This window comes from Myroides pelagicus (assembly GCF_009711055.1).
GTDB classification, from domain to species: domain Bacteria; phylum Bacteroidota; class Bacteroidia; order Flavobacteriales; family Flavobacteriaceae; genus Flavobacterium; species Flavobacterium pelagicum.
Genome location: NZ_WMJY01000006.1, coordinates 46,375 through 65,496, shown reverse-complemented (window position 1 = coordinate 65,496; position 19,122 = coordinate 46,375). Strand labels below are relative to the sequence as shown.

The window sequence follows — 19,122 nt, the reverse complement described above, 5'->3', positions numbered from 1 at the left end:
ACAAACATTTAAAACAACTACAACAAATTAAAGATGAACAAAATTAATATATTATGGGTAGATGATGAAGTAGATTTACTTAAGCCTCACATCTTATTCCTTGAGAAAAAAAATTACGTTGTTACAACTTGTACTAATGGACAAGATGCAATTGACTTAGTTAAAGAACAAGACTTTGATGTAGTCTTTTTAGACGAAAACATGCCGGGTATCACTGGTTTAGAAACGCTTAGTGAAATCAAAAGTATCAAAACCAGTATTCCTGTTATTATGATTACCAAAAGCGAGGAGGAATACATCATGGAAGAGGCTATTGGTTCAAAGATTTCTGACTACCTTATTAAACCTGTTAATCCTAACCAAATCTTATTGAGCCTAAAGAAGAATCTAGATGACTCTAGACTAATCTCCGAAAAGTCTACGCTGAGCTACCAAAAAGAGTTTCGTAACATATCTATGGACTTAATGGATGCCAGAACCTATGAAGACTGGATATCAATTTATAGAAAACTTCTTTACTGGGAACAAAAACTAGAGACTATAGAAGACCAAGGGTTAATCAATATTCTTGAAAGCCAAAAAAACGAAGCCAACTCTCTCTTCGGTAAATTCGTAGAGAAGAATTACGAGTATTGGATTAACAACCCAGAAGATAGCCCTGCCTTTTCTCATCAAATATTTAGAAAATGGGTGGCTCCTGAACTTAAAAAAGAAAACGCTAATGTGCTATTTATCGTTATTGATAACCTGAGATACGATCAATGGAGAACCTTTGAGCCAATTATTGCCAATCACTATAAAACAGAGTCTGAACACAGCTTCTTCTCTATTCTACCTTCAGCTACACAATATTCGAGAAATGCTATATTCTCTGGTCTTACTCCTCTAGAAATGTCTAAACAATTTCCTCAATACTGGAAAAACGACATAGATGAAGGAGGCAAAAATCTATTTGAAAATGAGTTCTTACAGGAACAACTCAAAAGATTGCGCCTAAACGTTAAAAATGAATATCACAAAATTACAAACCAAAGAGATGGTAAAAAACTAGCTGAAAACTTTAAAAGCTTAAAAAACAACCAACTAATCACAATTGTTTACAATTTTGTCGATATGATTTCTCATGCAAAAACAGAAATGGAAGTAATTAAAGAATTAGCTTCTAATGATAAAGCATATCGATCACTGACATTAAGTTGGTTTAAAAACTCGCCCTTGTTAGAGATCATTCAACAGGCACAGCTAATGGGTTACAAGATCATTATTACTACTGATCATGGTACGATCAATTGTAAAAACCCTTCAAAGGTAATTGGCGACAAAAACACCAGTCTAAATTTAAGATATAAAACTGGGAAAAGCTTATCTTACGACAACAAAGACGTATATGCTGTAAAAGACCCTAAAAAAATTCAATTGCCAAGCATTAATCTTAGTAGTTCGTTTATTTTTGCAAAAAATGATTTATTCCTAGCTTACCAAAATAACTTTAACTATTACGTATCTTATTTCCGTAATACTTATCAACATGGAGGTATATCGCTAGAAGAATTAATCGTTCCTTTTATTATATTAAATCCTAAATAAAAATGGACACTACTTTCTCTTTAGCTCAAATAGACGAAACTGCCGCTGCAGTTTTAAAAAATAGTACAAACAAAGTTGTTTTGTTCGAAGCTGAAATGGGTACTGGCAAAACAACCCTAATCAAATCTTTAGCAAAGCAATTAGGTGTGATGGATTTAACCAGTAGTCCAACTTTTTCAATTGTCAATGAATATCACTCAACGACAACAGACAATAGCATCTACCACTTTGACCTGTATAGGCTAAACGAAGAAGACGAAGCGTATGATATGGGAATGGACGAATATCTTGACTCGGGCAACTGGTGTTTTATTGAATGGCCAGACAAGACTCCTTCTATCTTCCCAGATCATTATACCTTAATAAAACTTGATACTTTAGACAATGGTGATCGAAGACTTCAATTAACCAATTACTAACACTCAACTTTTAACCTATGGAATTCTCATCTCCTTTTTCAAAACAAGACCTTATACCTCAAGAAGAATGCCTAATGGTCGAAGCCTCTAGAAGTACCTTATACATAGGGGTTCCTAGAGAAAATTTCAACCTTGAACGAAGAGTCTGCATCACACCAGAGGCAGTACACACACTTACTTCGTTTGGCCATAGAGTACTGATTGAAAAAGGAGCTGGTGAAGCCGCAAGTTATAGTGACAAAGAATACAGCAAAGCAGGGGCTGAAATCACAGCTGACACGAGAAAGGTATTTGGCTGTCAGATTATTGTAAAGGTAGTCCCTCCAACATTGGACGAAATTAAACTTTTGTCTCCTTATGCTCTTGTTTGGTCTACTATTCAACTAAAAACTCTATCAGAGAAATATTTTCGCTTGTTGTCAAAAAAGAAAATATCCGCTATCGGTATTGATTTTATCCACGATAAACACGGAACCTTCCCATCGACAAGCGCTCTTAGCGAAATTGCTGGGATTGCTTCTATCCACATCGCATCTGAACTCATGACAACAGTGAATAATGGAAAAGGATTACTCTTTGGTAATATACCAGGTGTACTTCCTACAGAAGTAGTTATTCTAGGAGCGGGAATTGTAGCAGAAAATGCTGCGCGAACTGCTCTAAACCTAGGCGCAAATGTAAAAGTATTCGACAACTCTATTCAGAAGCTTAAACGACTGCAAAACAATTTACCTCATCGAATTGCAACCTCAACTATTCAAGAAAAACTCTTACTCAAAGCACTTATGCGATGTGATGTCGCCATTGGAGCTATTAGAGGAGAAAATCGAGCACCTATTATTGTTAGTAATACCATGGTTGAAAACATGAAAAACGGAGCCATTATTATCGATGTTGCCATTGATAATGGTGGATGTTTTGAAACATCAGAACTAACTTCTCATGAATTGCCAACTATTACAAAAAATGGTGTTATACATTACGGAGTACCCAATATTACCTCTAGATACTGTAGAACAGCTTCAATAGCACTAAGCAACATCATCACACCATTACTACTTGAATTCGCTGATAATGGTGGATTTGAAAACACAATTAATTGTGATCACCTGATTCGCTCTGGTGTTTATAGTTACAAAGGATTGATTACCAACCTAAGTGTTGCCAAATGGTTTAATCTAGATTACAAAGACATTAACCTTTATACCTTTTAAAATTTTGGTAAATCTTTAGTTTAACACCTTTGATTTACTATTTTTGCAAAAATTTATTTACAATGAAGTTTACACAGCGCTTAGCTTACTACCTTTTTGGAATATTAATTGGTTGTATGTTTTTAGTTTATTTCTTCGGAGAAAAGAAAACAGAATTTTGTTATCTTCCAAACTGTAGAGTCCTTAAAGATTTAAGAAGTAAACCTGTAGTTTATTCAAAAGAAGCCGAAGCAATCTTCAAAGAAGGTTGGGTGACCAATGATGATGTTAGAAATACACTGAACTACGGAAAAGTTGATTTTGACAAAAGTAATATCAAAGAAGAAGACGGTAAACTATATGTCATTAAAGGTCGCAATGAAGCTAATGAAACTATCTATGTTGAAATGGTAAACTACAGCGACAAAGTAAAATTAAAAAGCATCACGAAAGAAGTAAAATAACTACTTTATCGCGACTATGATACCTGAGCCTAAAGCTATATTTATTATTAGTTTTTAGGCTCTTTTTTTTAGATAATAAATCCATATATCTTTTGGTGTATTTCCACTAGAAGCAATAGAAAAGATAAGTTGGTATTTCGCTAATTAAACAATATATCATTACTTTTCAAAAAGACGATATTCTATTCTTTATACTTTTCAAAAACCACTACTTTTCCCTATCAAATCAACAGTATAAGCACTAAATAAGGAAACATCATTATTTTTTTTAAATAAGTACCTTGTTTTTGTTCATAACAATTTCAAAATAACAGTATTTGGTTGGACTTGGTAACTTAGCCAGGACATTAAGTTAAGCATAAAAACTTATCTTTGAATTATGAAAAGAATTAGAAAGGCCTACGATGCTGCTTTTAAGCAGCAAGCCGTTGAACTGGCTAAGGAGAGAACAAACAAATCAGAATTAGCTCGTGAACTAGGGATAAAAGCCACATTGTTATATAAATGGTGTAAAGAAGCACAAGAGTTAGGCGAAGCTAGTTTTCCTGGCAATGGCAAACAAAAGCTGACTCCAGAGCAAGAAAGAATACAATATTTAGAAAAGAAGTTAGCCACTGTCGAATTAGAGTACGAAATATTAAAAAAAGCAATCGGCATTTTCTCAAAGACCGGCAAATGATTTACGTGTTCATATTAAATCATGAACATGAATTTCCGATTGGGATTATGTGTAAAGTTTTAGAGGTTAGTAGAAGTAGTTATTATCATTGGAAACGGTCTTTTGTTAATAAAAGACAACAAACCAAAGCAGAACTAAAACGCGTTATTACAGAAGTTTATCTAGAGTTTAAACAGCGTTATGGTAGTCCTCGTCTAACAATAGAACTCAATGCACGAGGTTATAAAATATCTAAGCCAACAGTAGCTAAGTACATGAGAGAATTAGGATTGCGTAGTAAGGTAGCTCGACGATATAGAGTTATCACAGACTCCGAACACAATTATTTAGTAGTTGACAATGTTTTAAATAGAGAATTCACACAAACCAAGCCTGGGAAAGCTTGGGTGTCCGACATTACTTATATCGCTGTTAAAGAGGGGTTTGTTTATCTAACTACAGTAATAGATTTATACGATAGAAAGGTTATTGGGTGGAGTTTAAGTAAAGATATGACAACCGAAAACACCACCTTGGCGGCCTTTAAAATGGCTAAAAATAACAGAGCTTTTGAACAAGGGTTAATTTTCCATTCTGACCAAGGAGTACAATATGCAAATTACAAATTTGCTAACTATTTGGAGTCCTTTAATGTTGTTAGAAGTATGAGTAGAAAAGCAAATTGTTGGGATAATGCCGTAGCGGAAAGCTTCTTTAAATCCTTAAAGGTAGAGATGGTTTACGGGAATTTACGCATGAGTTCAAAACAAATGGAAATTAAAGTCTTTGAATATATTGAAATATGGTATAATAAAACGCGTAGACATTCATATTTGAACTACCAGACAATCAATGAATTTAATCAAATAATAAATATTAATAAAGTAGCTTAACTAATTGTCCAATTTTCGTTTGGATATCCAAATTATCCCTAGCTATTATTTTCAAACAATCAAATTTATAAGTTTAAATTATTATTTACAAAGATCTCATCCCTGCTCTACCTTCTTATAGTTTTATTCACTACCTTAGAGTCAAGTGTTCGCCTTACTGAAAATACGACTATTAAACCTTCAAAAAACACACTAAAAACAACATGAGTAAAGAAGAAAACAAAAAAATCACTATTGATAATTATTTAGACAATCACTACATTAATCGAAGCAATTGGCTTAGGGCAGCAGTATTAGGCGCAAATGATGGAATCATATCTGTTTCAAGTCTAGCTATCGGTGTCGCAACGGCCAGCGTTACCCGAGAACCCATCTTATTAGCTACTATTGCCGGATTGGTTGCTGGAGCACTATCGATGGCAGCTGGGGAATACGTATCAGTAAGTTCACAAACCGATATCGAAAAAGCTGATATCGAACGAGAAGCTATAGAGCTAAAAGAAATGCCAGAAGAAGAGCTTAAAATACTTGCTCAAATCTATGAGCAAAGAGGATTAACCAAAGAAACAGCCAAACAAGTAGCACTAGAGCTTACAGAAAAAGATGCCTTAGCCGCCCATGTCAGAGATGAACTAGGAATCAACGAAATAAGCCAAGCTAATCCGCTTCAAGCAGCACTAGCCTCAGGAGCTTCATTTACCATTGGAGGAATTCTTCCTTTACTTGTTGCCTTATTGGTTCCCGTACACAGAATGGAATACTGGCTCTATGGATTTACAATACTATTTCTAATTATTCTAGGTGCGATCTCCGCTAAAGCAGGAGGATCAAGTATCCAAAAAGCAATTATTCGCATTGTGATATGGGGTACATTAGCAATGGGAATTTCTGCATTAGTCGGTTATATCTTTGGTGTGAATGTCTAAAGCATAATATCACAGTGGAAGCTCCTATCCTATTATTCTCCTTAAAAAAACAATCAATATCTCTAACCTTATCATTAATAATCTAATAGTCAAAAAAGGAGAACACATAAAGCGCATTAAAATTACTCAACGCTTTAACTACACTTAAATTTTGCCCTTATTTTTAGCAACCGTATCCTCCTTCACTAAGCAGGAACAAAGCTTAAATTTGTATCTTAGCCACGTATTTAAAAAACTAACATGTCTAGAAATCTACTTGATACCCCAATCGAATACCTTAAAGGAGTTGGTCCTCAACGAGGAGATCTCCTAAAGAAAGAATTGGGCATATTTACTTACAGAGATTTATTACACCTGTACCCTAATAGATACATTGACCGAACAAAATATTATAGGATAAACGAGCTATCAGGAACCTCTAGTGAGGTACAAATAGTTGGTAAGATTATCCACTTAAAAATCGTTGAACAAAAAAGAGGCAAACGCTTAGTAGCGACATTCACAGATGGAACTGGTGAAATAGAACTGGTGTGGTTTCAAGGATTCAAATGGATAAAGGATAACTTAAAAATCAACGAACCCTATGTAGCTTACGGCAAAGTGAATAGCTTCAACTTTACTTATTCTATTCCACATCCTGAACTAGAACTATTAGAAGAGCACAAAAAAAGCCTAAGCGTTGCCATGCAACCCGTGTACCCATCTACAGAAAAATTAGGTACTAAGATATCAAACAAGGCGATGAATAAACTCATGACTCAATTAGTCACAGAGACTTATGCCCTATACAACGATACCCTTTCAGATCATCTGAAATCTCGACTAAACCTTCTTTCAATGCAAGAAGCTTTAGTCAATATACATTTCCCCAAGAGTACAGAACTACTCGAAAAAGCACAGTTTAGACTAAAATTTGAAGAGTTTTTCTATATACAAATGCAACTATTAATTAAAAATATTGCAAGAAAGAGTAAAATTAAAGGCTTTCAGTTTAATGTTGTAGGAGAATTTTTTAATACCTTCTATAGCAATCACCTTCCTTTTCCCTTAACAGGAGCACAAAAAAGGGTGATTAAAGAAATTCGCAATGACATGGGCCAACCAGCCCAAATGAATCGCCTATTACAAGGAGATGTAGGTTCTGGAAAAACCATTGTTGCTTTTTTAAGCTGCCTAATTGCTTTAGACAACGGATTTCAAGCCTGTATAGTAGCCCCAACAGAAATATTAGCTACCCAGCACTTCATCGGTATCTCTGAGTTTGCTGAACCATTAGGATTAAACATCAAATTACTCACAGGATCAACGAAGACCGCGGAACGAAGAGTAATTCACGAAGAGTTAGAAAACGGAGAATTACAAATACTTATTGGGACACATGCACTCTTTGAGGATAAGGTTATATTCAAAAACTTAGGTCTTGCTATCATTGATGAGCAACATCGCTTTGGAGTAGAGCAACGTTCTAAGTTGTGGACAAAAAACACTTTACCACCACACGTATTAGTCATGACAGCTACGCCAATACCTAGAACGCTAGCCATGAGCTTATATGGCGATTTAGAAGTATCTGTGATTGACGAATTACCCCCAGGTCGTAAACCTATTCAAACACTACATTACTTTGAAGGCAAACGACTAGCTGTATGGCATTTTATCAAAACAGAAATTGCCAAAGGAAGGCAAGTTTATATTGTGTACCCACTCATAGAGGAAAGCGAAACACTAGACTATAAAAACTTAATGGAAGGGTATGAAGGTATATCACGAGACTTCCCTCTTCCAGAGTACAGTGTTAGTATAGTACACGGTCAAATGACCCCTTCTGAAAAAGAGGTTGAAATGGATCGTTTTGCAAAAGGAGAAACCAATATCATGGTAGCCACAACAGTTATCGAGGTAGGCGTAAATGTACCAAATGCTTCTGTCATGATTATAGAAAGTGCAGAGCGATTTGGTTTATCACAACTTCATCAGCTTAGAGGACGTGTAGGACGTGGTGCTGAACAAAGTTATTGTATATTAATGACCGGTGATAAACTCAGCAATGACTCAAAGATTCGCATGGAGACAATGTGCCGCACCAATGATGGGTTTGAAATATCAGAAGTTGATCTTAAATTAAGAGGTCCAGGAGATATCATGGGAAAACAACAAAGTGGTACACTTCCACTAAAAATAGCAGACTTAGTCAAAGATCAAGACATTCTACACTATGCCAGACATCAAGCTGTAGAACTCTTAAAACAAGACCCTAGTCTAGAAAATCCCGATAATCAAAAGATAAAACAAAAACTCGAAGCCTTAAACAGCAAGAGTACAATATGGAATTATATTAGTTAACACACAATACATTATGAAACTAATCTTTGCATCAAACAACAAAAACAAGATTAAAGAGATCAAAAATCAATTAGGAGAAGATTTTGAAATACTAAGTTTAGAAGACATCGGATGTAATGTCGACATACCAGAAACTGCAGATACCATTGAAGGAAATGCATTACTAAAAGCAGACTATATCAAAAGACATTATGGCTTTGATTGTTTTGCAGATGACTCAGGATTAGAAGTTGATGCACTTGATGGTGCTCCGGGAGTATATTCTGCTAGATACGCTGGGGAGCAAAAAAGCGATGATGCTAATATAGATAAGCTATTATACGAATTAAAGAACCAAACTAACCGAAAGGCAAATTTTAAAACAGTGATTGCACTACACATCAATGGAGAGCAACATCTATTTACTGGATTAGTTGATGGGACTATTCTAACAGAGCGAAAAGGAACAAACGGTTTTGGTTATGACCCAATCTTTATGGCAAATGGAATGGATAAATCTTTTGCAGAAATCGACATCAACCAAAAGAATGCAATTAGCCATAGAGGGAAAGCAATTAGTCAACTAGTTGATTTTTTGATAAATAAAACAAATAAGTAAATCAACTACCAAAAGTCAATATTTGCCTAACTATTGTCAATAGTTCATCATTATAACAATAACAGATATAAAAACCATACCCCTAAGGCGGTTATGGTTTTTTTTTTATAATACTTCCTTCAAAATTATCATCTTAAAATAAATAATGGTAGATTTGCAGCTATTTTTTAATATATATATGAACAATTTCGAACAATTAGGATTAAATGAATCCCTTCTATCAGCGATCAGTGATTTAGGATTTGAAAATCCATCAGAGATCCAAGAAAAGGCGATTCCTTTACTATTAGAGAAAAATACCGATATTGTTGCGTTAGCCCAAACGGGAACTGGGAAAACCGCAGCTTTTGGTTTTCCTTTGATCCAGAAGATAGACTTGTCTAAGAAAAATACACAAGCGCTTATCTTATCGCCGACTAGAGAGTTATGTTTGCAGATTGCAAACGAAATCAAACAGTACTCTAAGTACGTAAAAGGCCTTCACACTGTTGCTATTTACGGTGGTGCTAGCATCACAGAACAAGCAAGAGAAATAAGACGCGGAGCTCATATCATCGTAGCTACACCAGGTAGAATGCAAGATATGATCAACAGAGATATGGTAAATATTAAACATATCGAGTACTGCGTATTAGATGAGGCGGATGAAATGCTTAACATGGGCTTCTATGACGATATTACTGCTATTTTAGCGGATACGCCGGAAGAAAAAAGCACTTGGTTATTCTCAGCTACAATGCCTAGAGAAGTAGCAAGTATTGCTAAAGAGTTTATGAAAACTCCAGAAGAAATCACAGTAGGACACAAGAACCAAGCTTCTACTAATGTAACTCACGAGTTTTACCTTGTAGGAGGTAGAGATCGCTATCTTGCACTTAAGCGTTTAGCTGATGCTAATCCTGATATCTTCTCTGTTGTTTTCTGTAGAACTAAAAGGGATACACAAGCAATTGCTGAAAAATTAATTGAAGACGGATACAACGCTGCTGCATTACACGGAGACTTATCACAAGCACAACGTGACGCGGTAATGAAGTCTTTCCGCGGCAAACAGATTCAAATGTTAGTAGCAACTGACGTTGCTGCACGTGGTATTGACGTTGATGATATTACGCACGTAATTAACTACCAACTACCAGATGAAATTGAGACATATACGCACCGTAGTGGTCGTACAGGTCGTGCTGGTAAGTCAGGTACTTCAATGGTCATCATCACTAAAAGTGAGCTTAGAAAAATTGGTCAAATTGAACGAATCATCAAAACTAAATTTGAAGAGAAACCAATCCCTTCAGGTATTGAAATTTGCGAAATTCAGTTGTACCACTTAGCAAATAAAATCAAACACGTAGAAGTAAACCCAGAAATTGAAGCATTTATCCCTTCAATTACTGAACTTTTAGAAGAGTTTGACAAAGAAGAAATCATCAAGAAAGTAGTTTCAGTAGAGTTCAACCAATTCTTAGAATACTACCAAAAACCATCTAACAACTTAACAGCTGTATCATCACGTGGTAATTCAAAAGAAGTACCTTCAGACGGAGCTGTACGTTTCTTTATTAATATCGGAGCGAAAGATGGTCTTGACTGGATGTCTTTAAAAGACTACTTAAAAGAAACTTTAGACCTTGGTAGAGACGACCTATTCAAAGTAGATGTAAAAGAAGGATTCTCTTTCTTTAACGTTGAAGCAGAGCACGCTGAGAAAATCATGGATGTTCTAAATGGAGAATCTTACGAAGGACGTCGTATTAATGTTGAGATTTCTAACAACGATGGTGGAAGAAACAACAACAGACGTGACCACAACCGAAGAGGAAGCCGCAATAGTAATGGTGGTGGTGAGAGAAGAAATGACAGAAGAAGTGGTGAGAGAAGAAATGACAGAAGTGGTTCTGAAAGACGAGGTGGTGAAAGAAGAAGCGATAGAAGCTCTTCTGATAGAGCTCCTCGTAACGAAAGAGGATCTAGAAGAAGTAACGATAGCTCAGCTCCAAGAAGAAGCAGAAGAAGCTAATTGTTAATTTTTTTGAAATAGCATGTAAAACTGTAAAATATCTTTTATTTTTAGGCAATCTTAAAAATATGAGAAATTTTACAGTTTTTTTATGCCTAATACTAGGCACTTTTACATCTCTTGCACAAACAAAAACGGAAGTAAAAGGAACAATTCTTCACGACAAATCATTCTTGCCAGTCGATGACGTAAATGTAATTAACATCACTCAAGTAAAAGGTACTGTAAGTAAACGAGACGGTTCGTTTTCCGTTCCTGCAAAAGTGAATGACTCTATTCATATATCATACCCTGGTTACGTACCAATCAAGCTAAAAGTAACTAACGATTGGGTTAATAATGAAAATCTAAAAATATACTTTGAAGAGCAATCAATTGTACTTGATGAAATTGTAATCAAACGATTTGACCTTACAGGAGTTCTAGAAGTTGACACCAAACTATTGGAGCTAAACGACAAGATGAACTTCAACTTCTACAGAAACAACGGAACCCCTTACTACGGTACAGCTATCGGAAGCTTTTATAGTCCAGTAGATGCAGTCTATAACCTATTCAAGGGCAAAGACAAAAAACTAAAAAAGCTTGAAGCTATCAAAGAGGATCAGAATATGATTGCATTAATGCAGACGAGATACGATAGAGAAATCGTATGTGGTCTCCTTGATATTACTAGAGAAGATATTGTAACAACTCTTCAAAATTGTAGCTATAGTGATAAATTTATTTATACTGCGACAGACTTTCAGATCTATCAAGCTTTAAATGATTGCTTTAATAGCTCAAAAGTATTGTCTAGCAAATCAAAGAATACATCTATTTAATAGATGTATTTTTTTATACCTAAACTAAATATTTTGCAGAACTATACACATATTAAAAATTAAAGTACTTTTGCAAGAATAACGACACATCATCAATTAAAAATAACCAAACACAATGAATATTCTTTTAAAGAAAGCTAGAGTAATCGATCCCACAAGCACTCATCACAATACAGTGGTTGACATACAAATCAACAATGGGATCATAACAAAGATTGCAGATTCTATTGAGCATACAGACAATACTACTATCGTAGTTGAGAAAGAAGATCTACACGTATCTCAAGGATGGTTTGACTCTTCAGTATGTTTTGGAGAGCCTGGTTTTGAAGAGAGAGAAAACATACAACACGGTTTAGATGTAGCTGCTAAAAGTGGTTTTACACAGGTGGCAATAGAACCGAATAACAACCCTATTACAGACAATCAAACCATTGTTAATTTCATCAAACACAAAAGCTTTGGAGCTACTACAGAAGTATTCCCAATTGGTACACTTACTGTCAACGCTCAAGGAACTGACCTTGCAGAGCTTTACGATATGCAGAACGCAGGTGCTATTGCTTTTGGAGACTACAAAAAGGACATTACAAGTTCAAATGTTCTAAAGATTGCTCTACAATACGTTCAAGACTTTGATGGTTTAGTAATTGCTTATTCTTCAGATAATCAGATTCAAGGAAAAGGAGTAGCTAATGAAGGAATCGAAAGCACTAAACTAGGACTAAAAGGTATTCCTTGCCTAGCAGAAGAGATACAAGTTGCACGCAACTTATTCTTATTAGAATACACAGGAGGTAAACTACACATTCCTACAATCTCTACAATCAAATCCATTGAACTAATAAAAGATGCTAAGAAGAAAGGACTTGCTGTGACATGTAGTGTAGCTGTACATCACTTAACATTAACAGATGAACGACTAAACGAGTTCGACACAAGGTTTAAAGTACTGCCTCCATTGAGAGATGAAGCAACAAGACAAGCGCTAATCAATGCTGTTATTGATGGTACGATTGACTGCATCACTTCTGAACACAATCCTCTTGACATAGAACACAAAAAACTAGAGTTTGACAAAGCTTCTTTTGGTACTATCGGACTAGAGAGTGCCTTTACAGCATTAAACACGGTATTACCAGTTGAAGTAATCGTAGACAAACTAACGAAAGCAAGAGTATTATTTCAATTACCAACAGTACAAATAAAAGAAGGAGAAAAAGCAAACTTATCTCTTTTTGTTACAACAGGAGAGAATACATTTACAAAAACAAATATTCTATCTAAATCACATAATTCAGCTTTCCTAAATTTCAATATGAAAGGAAAAGTATTAGGGTGTATTAACAACAACTTAATCACGTTGAACAAAGAATAAATAAATTATGCAAGATTCAAGGAAAAACGATACTAAACTATTCATCCCTGCTCAAGAAGTAAAAGATGGTAAAACGATGGCGGTAATAGCTCACATTACAGTTATCGGCTGTCTTATTGCCATATTCATGAATATGGATCAAAAAAACAAATACGCAGGCTTTTATATTAAACAAGCATTTGGAGTTCACCTCCTATTCTATGCCTTAGCATATTTTGTAGGAATGTTTGATTCATGGATGATTACCTCTGCATTCTTCTTATGCTTCTTTATCTTATGGGTATTTAGCTTTGTTGGAGCCCTAAGTAATGAAATTAAAGTACTTCCTACTGTAGGAGTTTACTTTCAAAAATGGTTTAATAAATTATCAGCCTAATCTATGTTAGACACTTCACTTTCCATTCCATACCTAATACAAGAACCTAAAATCAAAGAGGAAAACAATCCTTTAATTCTTTTATTACACGGCTATGGCAGTAACGAAGAAGACTTATTCTCCTTTGCTTCCGAACTATCTGACGAATATTATATTGTTTCTGCTAGAGCACCTTACCCCGTACCACCATACGGATATGCTTGGTACGCAATACACTTTGACGCAGAGGCGAACAAGTTTTCAGATGACAGCCAAGCAATCGAATCTAGAGATTTAATCGTCCGTTTTATTGATGAATTAATTCAAAAGTACCCTATAGATAATCAAAAGGTTAATCTAGTTGGATTTAGCCAGGGAGCTATCTTGAGCTACGCTATTGCTTTATCATACCCCAATAAGGTAAACAAAGTAGTTGCGCTAAGTGGATACTTTAATGAAAACATCATAGTACCAAACTATAAAGACAGCAACTTGAACAACCTTCAATTATTTGCTTCTCACGGAACTGTTGATCAAGTAATTCCTATTGATTGGGCAAGAAGAACACCTACTATTCTCAAAAGTCTAAACATAGACCATCAATACAAAGAATACCCAGTAGGCCATGGCGTTCACCCACTAAACTTCAAAGATTTCAAAGACTTCTTAGAACAAGAGTAACAGATACAAAAAAGGGAATAATGAAAAGACATTATTCCCTTTTTTTCCCTTATTAAGAAAGCCTTTTAAAAGCTTAATTATTATTCTTCTAAACCTTGATCTGAACTTATGATATTTAGTTCAATCGTTTTTGCAGACACAAACATTGGCTCATCTTTGTATCTCAACATCATATCACGACGAGTATCTAATTCCCAACCTTCATTACTATAAACTCCTGCAAGATTTTTCACCTCAAGCAAAATACTTTGTTTCTCTGTATCTGGCAAAAAAACTTCGGCTAATTGCTTATCATCACTAAGCACAATAAAACAGCTCACTTGATTTTCATCAATATCATTAGCTTCTGCTATGACGCTATCACTGCTTTGGTTCACTTCAATAGGATTTAGTCTAAAACCGTGCTCATAAGGTCTAATACAATCTTTTTTTATCTTACTCCAACGATAAGCCGCCGAGTACGCACAACCATCTTCATCTTCTTCCCCTACTATTGTACGACTCCCGTTAGTAAAAACCACTGAAGACTCCTGCTCATCGTTTTGTTTCTTATTGATAAAGTCACATGAAACAAGAGAAAAACTCACTAAAAATAAAAAACCTAATACTATTCTCATACAATAAATCCTTATTTTTTATTATACAACACAGTCTCTATACTGTCAAAGGTAGTCGGCTTTTCTGGATTAAAGAAATACTTAACCAACACCTCACCTCTTAAATCACCAGCATAGAACTCAGCAATTAACCAACGGTGGTTTAGAACCTCTATCTTATTAACGATACATTTTTCTCCATTTATTTTTCCATAAGGAACTAAAGGATTACCATCTTCTTGATGATTTAAGGCTAATACTTCTTCCTTTATACGGACAATATCCTTATCTAAAGTTTTATAGTTAAAATATTCTTGCGCATCTGCATTGTTTTCTAACGAAAAATACTTTGCCTCAATAAGATCTGCCTTCGCAGCTTTTAATGAATCACGTACTATATCAATACGCTTATGGGCAATTTCAATCTTTCTAGCTTCCGCTTTATACATATTTTTATTGTTCGCATACAAGAGTACTACGATTAGCAACGAAAATAAAAACAGGTAAAAGAACGCTTTATGTCTCATTATTTGGGGTATTTAAATTTCTATTCGTAAATTATCGAACGCCAAATATACATTTTTTGGCAAGATATTCTCTACTTCCGCATGAAATCCTAAATCTTGAGCGATATGAGTCAAATACGTCTGTTCGGGAGCTATATCTTCTATAAAAGCTAGTGCCTCATCTAAGTTAAAGTGTGTAGGGTGTTCTTTAATACGCAAGGCATTAACGATTAAAACCTTACATCCTCTTATCTTTTCACGCTCAATTTGACTAATGTATTTTGCATCTGTAATATAAACCAACTCTCCTAAACGAAAACCCAAGATTGGAAGTGAACCATGTAGAATATCTATAGCTTGTATCTCTTTTCCTTTGATCGTAAAAGGCTCTCCACCCGATATGATATGTTGCTCAACAGAAGGAGCTCCTGGATACCTATCTATTTCTGTGAATATATAATCATATCGTTTCTTCAATGCTTCCATTACTTGCTCAGAAGCATATAGAGGTAAATCACCGTGTAAAATTGTCAATGGACGTATTTCGTCTAATCCTGCTATGTGATCAGCGTGCTCGTGTGTAAACAGTATAGCGTCCAGATAATTGCATTCAGCAGTCAACATTTGCTGTCTAAAATCTGGTCCACAGTCAATCATTAGCGTTACATCATCCCACTTAATCAAGACAGAAGTACGAAGTCTTTTATCCCTTTTATCTATACTATGTGCTACTGGATGATCGATTCCTATGATTGGCACTCCTTGTGAGGTGCCTGTCCCTAAAAAGTATACTTCCAAAATATAAAAATTTATTACAAAAATAAGGTTTATCTTTTTTTCTTGTACGATATTTGTTACGTTTGTTTAAAAAGCTAATCAATGAATAAATTTGCAGAAGACCTAGTACTAGAAGGAGATAGATTAATTGAACATCAACCAGCTATCTCCGACAAAGCATTGCGTATAAACCTGAACAACAATATATACGGAACCTTTGCAGAAATTGGAGCAGGACAAGAGACAGTAAGACACTTCTTCCGTGCTGGAGGATCATCGCGTACCATTGCAAAAGCAATGTCTGCTTATGACAAAGTATTTAGTGATGCTATCTACTCTGTAGAAGAAGATGGTCGATATGTTACTGAAAGCAGATTAAACAAAATGCTCGACTATGAAACACGTAAACTAGAAGATCGTTTAATTCGCGAAGACAACCCTAGTAAAACATTCTTTAGTTATGCTAATACAGTAGCTACAATTGATTACGCTAAAAAGAATAAAGGACATGGATGGATTGGTATTAAATTCCAAACAGAACCTGATCAAGCATTTAGTAAAATTGTCCTACACATCCAATTCAAAGAAACGGACTCTAAACTACAACAAGAAACTTTAGGAATCTTAGGAGTTAACCTTATATATGGTGCTTACTACCAAAATCACAACCCAAAGAAACTAATACACAGCCTATACGATCACTTAGATAAAGATCAAATAGAAATCGACAGCATCAACTTCTCAGGACCAATGTTCCAAGATGTAGATAACCGACTAATGAGCTTACTATTGGTTAAAAACGACATGACTGACGCTGTTATGTTTGGAAGTGATGGCTTAAGCAAATTACCTGCTAATGTATTATACAAACAAAACATCTTAGTACTTAGAGGTAGTTTTAGACCTGTAACAATCGTTAATATGGATATGATTCAGAAATCCATTGACTTGTTTATCAGAGAAAACAACCTTAGTAGACAGAATACAACCGTTATTTTTGAAATCACTTTATCTAACTTATTAGCTGAAGGTACACTAGACGAGATTGACTTCTTACACCGCGCCGAGCTATTGTGTTCGTTAGGACAAACTGTTATGATTTCTGACTTCCAGGAATACTACAAGTTGACAGAGTACTTGTGCAAATACACAGACCAGAAAATAGCGATGAGTATGGGTGTGAGTAGCTTATTAAACATCTTCCAAGAGAAATATTATACAAATCTAACAGGTGGTATTTTAGAAGCACTTGGTAAATTGTTTAGAAAAAACATGATGATTTATCTATACCCTATGCTTAATGACGACAATCAAATCATTGACTCTACAAATTTAAAAGTAGATTTACCAATGAAAGAGTTGTACAAATTCTTCAAAAAGCACAATCAAATCATTGACATCACTGACTATGAAGAAAAACACCTAGGTATCTTCTCTCACGATGTTTTAAGACAGTTGCAAGAAAACGAAGAAGGATGGGAACAACAACTACCAGCGGGTATATCTCAAATGATCAAAGAAAACGAACTATTTGGATATCAAAATAAATAAAAACACAAAAGCCTTTTCTGAGTTGAAAAGGCTTTTTTTTTACTTTTTAATGCTATCATAATACGATTTCAATATTTCCTCTCTAAAATCAGGATGAGCAATATTGACCAAGGCTTCTGCTCTTTGTTTTAGGTTTTTACCATACAAATCAGCAATACCATATTCTGTCACGATATACTGAGCATGTGCACGTGTAGTCACCACTCCCGCTCCTTGCTTCAAGAAAGGAACTATTCGATTATGCCCTTTCGTACTAGTAGAAGATAAAGCAATAATAGCCTTCCCTCCTTTACTCAATGATGCCCCTCTCACAAAGTCCATTTGCCCTCCTACTCCAGAGTACATATGTACCCCCAAAGAATCAGCACAAATCTGCCCTGTCAAGTCAACCTCTAACGCTGAATTGATAGCGACAACCTTTGGATTCTGTCTAATCACTGAAGTATCATTGACATAACTTGATTCTTTCATCACAATAAAAGGGTTATTATCCACAAACTTATACAGGCGTTCTGATCCAATCAAAAAAGTAGCTAATGCTCGCCCCTTAGCAATAGTCTTTCTAGAACAATTAATCACACCACTCTCGATCAGATCGATCACACCATCAGAGAACATCTCTGTATGTAAGCCCAAATTTTTATGGCTGCCTAGTCGTGAAAGCACTGCATTTGGAATAGAACCTATCCCCATCTGTAACGTACTTTCATCTTCTATTAGTGACGCCACATAATCACCTATCTTCGCCTCTGTCGCTGTTATTTCAGCTAACTTCTGCGCATAAATTGGCGTATGATACTCTACAGCCATATCAATATTAGAAATATGCAATACACTATCTCCAAAAGTGCGAGGCATATATTTATTGACCTGAGCAATGATTACCTCTGCATGTTCCATTGCAGCAACCGTAGCTTCTACCGACACTCCCAATGAACAGAATCCATGTTCATCAGGTGGTGAGACTTGTATTAATACTACATTTACCTTCAATGCTCCTTTTCTAAACAAGTTAGGTACCTCACTCAAGAAGACTGGTGTATAAGAACCATTACCTGCAGCGATGGTATGTCGTACATTTTTGCCAATAAAAAAAGAATTAACATGAAAACTCTCTGCCAAAGCTGGGTCAGCATACGGAGCAGGTCCTTCTGTGTGAATATGACAAAATTCTACATTGCGCAGTTCCTCTGCACGGTCACTTATTGCCTTTGTCAAGATATTAGGGGTTGCAGCAGCTGCATGTACATAAATTCTATCACCTGATTTGACAACTTTAGCTGCCTCAGTTGCGGAAACATATCTCATATAATTTGTATTTGAATTTGATTAAACGCTTTTAGCGTATTTACGCTC

The 19,122-nt window shown here is 35.3% G+C and carries 19 protein-coding genes; 15 read left to right on the top strand and 4 right to left on the bottom strand.

Annotated features, from left to right (window positions below; translation table 11 throughout):
- Positions 1–33: 33 nt before the first annotated feature.
- The 14 genes from porX (at position 34) to GJV77_RS04115 (ending at position 14,336) form a co-directional block, all read left to right on the top strand.
- Positions 34–1,587, top strand: a complete 1,554-nt coding sequence (gene porX, locus GJV77_RS04175) for a T9SS response regulator signal transducer PorX (RefSeq protein WP_155035095.1) — start codon at positions 34–36, stop codon at positions 1,585–1,587.
- Positions 1,588–1,589: 2 nt separating this feature from the next.
- The gene (tsaE, locus tag GJV77_RS04170) at positions 1,590–2,006 is read left to right on the top strand and encodes a tRNA (adenosine(37)-N6)-threonylcarbamoyltransferase complex ATPase subunit type 1 TsaE (protein WP_155035094.1); all 417 of its coding nucleotides are present in this window, start codon (positions 1,590–1,592) and stop codon (positions 2,004–2,006) included.
- Positions 2,007–2,023: 17 nt separating this feature from the next.
- A complete protein-coding gene (locus tag GJV77_RS04165; RefSeq protein WP_155035093.1) occupies positions 2,024–3,220 on the top strand; it encodes an alanine dehydrogenase in 1,197 nt (398 codons plus the stop codon).
- A 62-nt stretch (positions 3,221–3,282) separates the two neighbouring features.
- The gene (locus GJV77_RS04160; protein ID WP_155035092.1) at positions 3,283–3,663 is read left to right on the top strand and encodes a DUF4258 domain-containing protein; all 381 of its coding nucleotides are present in this window, start codon (positions 3,283–3,285) and stop codon (positions 3,661–3,663) included.
- Positions 3,664–4,042: 379 nt separating this feature from the next.
- The gene (locus GJV77_RS14890) at positions 4,043–4,342 is read left to right on the top strand and encodes a transposase (RefSeq protein ID WP_240142815.1); all 300 of its coding nucleotides are present in this window, start codon (positions 4,043–4,045) and stop codon (positions 4,340–4,342) included.
- Positions 4,255–5,214: an IS3 family transposase gene (locus tag GJV77_RS04155; RefSeq protein WP_317162545.1), complete on the top strand. Its 960-nt coding sequence runs from the start codon at positions 4,255–4,257 to the stop codon at positions 5,212–5,214. Before GJV77_RS14890 ends, GJV77_RS04155 begins: the two co-directional genes overlap by 88 nt.
- 203 nt (positions 5,215–5,417) lie before the next feature.
- A complete protein-coding gene (locus GJV77_RS04150; RefSeq protein WP_155035091.1) occupies positions 5,418–6,140 on the top strand; it encodes a VIT1/CCC1 transporter family protein in 723 nt (240 codons plus the stop codon).
- A 240-nt stretch (positions 6,141–6,380) separates the two neighbouring features.
- On the top strand, positions 6,381–8,483 hold the full coding sequence (gene recG, locus GJV77_RS04145; RefSeq protein WP_155035090.1) for an ATP-dependent DNA helicase RecG: 2,103 nt from the start codon (positions 6,381–6,383) through the stop codon (positions 8,481–8,483).
- A gap of 13 nt (positions 8,484–8,496) precedes the next feature.
- Positions 8,497–9,081: a non-canonical purine NTP diphosphatase gene (locus GJV77_RS04140; RefSeq protein WP_155035089.1), complete on the top strand. Its 585-nt coding sequence runs from the start codon at positions 8,497–8,499 to the stop codon at positions 9,079–9,081.
- Between the two features lie 178 nt (positions 9,082–9,259).
- On the top strand, positions 9,260–11,098 hold the full coding sequence (locus GJV77_RS04135; RefSeq protein ID WP_155035088.1) for a DEAD/DEAH box helicase: 1,839 nt from the start codon (positions 9,260–9,262) through the stop codon (positions 11,096–11,098).
- 68 nt (positions 11,099–11,166) lie between these two features.
- Positions 11,167–11,922, top strand: a complete 756-nt coding sequence (locus GJV77_RS04130; protein ID WP_155035087.1) for a carboxypeptidase-like regulatory domain-containing protein — start codon at positions 11,167–11,169, stop codon at positions 11,920–11,922.
- Positions 11,923–12,037: 115 nt separating this feature from the next.
- Positions 12,038–13,300 carry a dihydroorotase gene (locus GJV77_RS04125; RefSeq protein WP_155035086.1) on the top strand — a complete coding sequence of 421 codons (1,263 nt, stop codon included), beginning with the start codon at positions 12,038–12,040 and terminating at the stop codon, positions 13,298–13,300.
- A 7-nt stretch (positions 13,301–13,307) separates the two neighbouring features.
- Positions 13,308–13,676 (top strand): hypothetical protein, encoded by a 369-nt coding sequence (locus GJV77_RS04120; protein ID WP_155035085.1) that lies wholly within the window; start codon positions 13,308–13,310, stop codon positions 13,674–13,676.
- A 3-nt stretch (positions 13,677–13,679) separates the two neighbouring features.
- A complete protein-coding gene (locus GJV77_RS04115) occupies positions 13,680–14,336 on the top strand; it encodes an alpha/beta hydrolase (protein WP_155035084.1) in 657 nt (218 codons plus the stop codon).
- An 80-nt stretch (positions 14,337–14,416) separates the two neighbouring features.
- Here the strand turns inward: GJV77_RS04115 and GJV77_RS04110 are convergent, their stop codons facing one another.
- The 3 genes from GJV77_RS04110 to GJV77_RS04100 form a co-directional block, all read right to left on the bottom strand.
- A complete protein-coding gene (locus GJV77_RS04110; RefSeq protein WP_155035083.1) occupies positions 14,417–14,953 on the bottom strand; it encodes a hypothetical protein in 537 nt (178 codons plus the stop codon).
- Positions 14,954–14,964: 11 nt separating this feature from the next.
- Positions 14,965–15,381 (bottom strand): hydrolase, encoded by a 417-nt coding sequence (locus GJV77_RS04105; RefSeq protein WP_240142814.1) that lies wholly within the window; start codon positions 15,379–15,381, stop codon positions 14,965–14,967.
- A 90-nt stretch (positions 15,382–15,471) separates the two neighbouring features.
- Complete coding sequence (locus tag GJV77_RS04100) at positions 15,472–16,236, bottom strand: MBL fold metallo-hydrolase (protein WP_155035081.1); 765 nt, start codon at positions 16,234–16,236, stop codon at positions 15,472–15,474.
- Between the two features lie 81 nt (positions 16,237–16,317).
- Between GJV77_RS04100 and GJV77_RS04095 the strand changes: the two genes are divergently transcribed.
- The gene (locus GJV77_RS04095) at positions 16,318–17,766 is read left to right on the top strand and encodes a TonB-dependent receptor (protein ID WP_155035080.1); all 1,449 of its coding nucleotides are present in this window, start codon (positions 16,318–16,320) and stop codon (positions 17,764–17,766) included.
- 39 nt (positions 17,767–17,805) lie between these two features.
- Here GJV77_RS04095 and GJV77_RS04090 read toward each other — a convergent pair whose 3' ends face one another.
- Positions 17,806–19,074, bottom strand: a complete 1,269-nt coding sequence (locus GJV77_RS04090; protein ID WP_155035079.1) for an acetyl-CoA hydrolase/transferase family protein — start codon at positions 19,072–19,074, stop codon at positions 17,806–17,808.
- Positions 19,075–19,122: the final 48 nt, after the last annotated feature.